Here is a 2,581-nt window from a genome sequence, read left to right on the forward strand (position 1 = left end):
CCTGTGGGAGACGCCGCCCGGGAAGACCTTCGACTTCGCGGGCCGGTACTATCTCCCCGACCGAAGCGCGCCGCGCCGTCGCCGTCGCCGGCCCGGGACCGGTTCTGCGGCGCGCCGGAGAACCCGCTGGGGTACGGCTTCTGCGACGGCACCCGGATCCGCAGGCCCGCCGCCGAGGTGTGCGACCACTTCGACTGCGTGCCGGAGTTCTGGTCCGGCCGGGGGTACCTGGTGGAGTGCGGCGACGGCTCGGTCAGCCTGGCCGGGGGCAGTCCCCGTGCGTGCGGCGAACACGGCGGCGTCCGCCACACGTTCCGGAGTTGACGCTCCTCCGGCCGGTCGCCGGCACGGGGCAGCCGACCGTCCTCGAAGGATGTGATGCTGACCGGCGTCGGCGGTCCGAGGAGGCGTATGCGCGGCGACGACCATCGCTGGCTCCGCGAGGCCGTGGAGCTGGCCCGACGCTGCCCGCCGACCGTCACCGCGTACGCGGTCGGGGCGATCGTGGTCGCGGCCGACGGCACGGAATTGGCCCGTGGCCACTCCCGGGAGACCGACCCGCGCGTCCACGCGGAGGAGGTCGCCCTGGCCCGGCTCGCCGGCCGGTCGCTCGACCTCGGCGCCGCGACCCTCTACTCGTCGCTGGAACCGTGCAGCAGCCGGCGCTCCCGGCCCCGCACCTGCACGGACCTCATCATCGCCGCGGGGATCGGTCGGGTCGTCTTCGCCCTCCGGGAACCGCCGGTGCTCGCCCACTGTGAGGGGGCCGAGCTGTTGCGGGACGCCGGGATCGAGGTCGTCGAGATCCCCGCCCTGGGCCCGGGAGTCCGGGAGGTCAACCACCACCTCACCGGGTGAGCCCGACCCGCGCGACCCGGACGTTGCCTGACCGGGCCTGGCCTGCTGTGATGGGCGGTCATGGGGGTCGCGGAGGTGCACCGTACGGTCGAGGCGGTCTGGCGGATCGAGTCCGGCCGGGTGGTCGCCGCGCTGGCGGGCATGGTGCGGGACGTCGGGTGGGCCGAGGAGCTGGCGCAGGACGCCCTGGTCAGCGCGTTGGAGAGCTGGCCGCGCGACGGCGTGCCGACCAACCCGGGGGCGTGGCTCACGGCGGTCGGGAAGCGGAAGGCAATTGACGGGTTGCGCCGCCGCGCACTGCTCGACCGCAAGGTCACCGAGCTCGGCCACGAGCTGGGCGAGGACGCGTTCACCCCGGACTTCGACGCGGCGCTGGACGAGCCGATCACCGACGACCTGCTGCGGCTGGTCTTCACCGCCTGCCACCCGGTGCTGACCCCACCGGCGCGGGCCGCCCTGACGCTGCGGGTGATCGGCGGGTTGAAGGTCGAGGAGATCGCCCGCGCCTTCCTGGTGCCGGAGACCACGATCGGGCAGCGGATCACCCGGGCGAAGAAGACCCTCGCCGACGCGAAGGTGCCGTTCGAGGTGCCCGGCCCGACCGAGCGCGCCGAGCGGCTCGGCAGCGTGCTGGAGGTCGTCTACCTGATCTTCAACGAGGGGTACTCGGCCACCCGGGGCGACGACTGGATGCGCCCGCAACTCTGCGCGGACGCGCTGCGACTGGCCCGCATCCTCCAGGGCCTCATGCCGGACGAGCCCGAGGTGCACGGCCTGGCCGCGCTGCTGGAGATCCAGGCGTCCCGGACCGCCGCCCGCACCGACGCCAACGGCGAGCCGGTCCTCCTGCTGGAGCAGGACCGCAGCCGCTGGGACCGCCTGCTCATCCGGCGGGGCCTGGCCGCGCTGGACCGGGCCCGCGCCCACACCGACCAACCCGGCCCGTACGTCCTGCAGGCGGAGATCGCGGCGTGCCACGCGCGGGCGCGTACGCCGGCCGAGACGGACTGGGCGCGGATCGCCGCCGGCTACGCGGAGCTGGCCCGCGTCGCCCCGTCGCCGGTCGTGGAGCTGAACCGGGCCGTCGCGGTGTCCTTCGCCGACGGCCCGGCCGCCGGTTTGTCGGTGGCGCGGGCGCTGGTGGACGAGCCGGCGCTGGCCGGGTACCACCTGCTGCCCAGCGTGATCGGCGACCTGCTGGCGAAGCTGGGGCGCTACGACGAGGCGCGCGCCGAGTTCGAGCGGGCGGCCACGATGACCGGCAACGAGCGGGAGATCGCCCTGCTGCGGGACCGCGCCGCCGACTGCGCGCGGGGGGTCGCGCCGACCCGCTGAAAGAACTTCGGCGGCGGTGTCGGATCCGCGTCCGGTCGTTCGACGCGTCAGTGAGAGCCGGACCTGCCGGCACCGCAACCGGCGACCGGCCGGACAGACGAGGAGATCCCCATGACGACGACGGCGAACGCGATCCCCGCCCGGTCCGCGGTGGCGGGCGTTGCCTCCGACCGTACGACCAACCGGGCCCTGCTGGCCGCCGGAGCGGCCGCCGGACCGGTGTTCACGGTGGTGGCCGGCGCGCAGGTCCTGCTCCGCGACGGTTTCGACCTGGGCAGGCAGCCGCTCAGCCTGCTCGCGCTCGGCGACCTCGGCTGGATCCAGATCGCCGCTTTCGTCGGCGCCGGGCTGCTCGCCCTGGCCGGCGCGGTCGGCATGCGGCGCACGC

The 2,581-nt window shown here is 75.0% G+C and carries 3 protein-coding genes and 1 pseudogene; all 4 read left to right on the forward strand.

Going from position 1 to position 2,581, the window contains the following annotated elements:
- Window positions 1-324: pseudogene (locus AB0I76_RS27495) on the forward strand (hypothetical protein); the annotation flags it as partial.
- Between the two features lie 87 nt (window positions 325-411).
- Window positions 412-858 (forward strand): deaminase, encoded by a 447-nt coding sequence (locus AB0I76_RS27500; protein WP_357041323.1) that lies wholly within the window; start codon window positions 412-414, stop codon window positions 856-858.
- A gap of 60 nt (window positions 859-918) precedes the next feature.
- Window positions 919-2,193: an RNA polymerase sigma factor gene (locus AB0I76_RS27505; RefSeq protein WP_357041325.1), complete on the forward strand. Its 1,275-nt coding sequence runs from the start codon at window positions 919-921 to the stop codon at window positions 2,191-2,193.
- A 111-nt stretch (window positions 2,194-2,304) separates the two neighbouring features.
- On the forward strand, window positions 2,305-2,581 hold a 277-nt coding region (locus AB0I76_RS27510; RefSeq protein WP_357041328.1), incomplete at its 3' end, for a DUF998 domain-containing protein.

It is taken from the genome of Micromonospora sp. NPDC049799 (genome assembly GCF_040656655.1).
Lineage (GTDB): Bacteria > Actinomycetota > Actinomycetes > Mycobacteriales > Micromonosporaceae > Micromonospora.

Coding starts and splice junctions, on each gene's coding strand:
- AB0I76_RS27500 (WP_357041323.1), top strand. CDS start 412: ATGCGCGGCGACGACCATCGCTGGCTCCGCGAGGCCGTGGAGCTGGCC.
- AB0I76_RS27505 (WP_357041325.1), top strand. CDS start 919: ATGGGGGTCGCGGAGGTGCACCGTACGGTCGAGGCGGTCTGGCGGATC.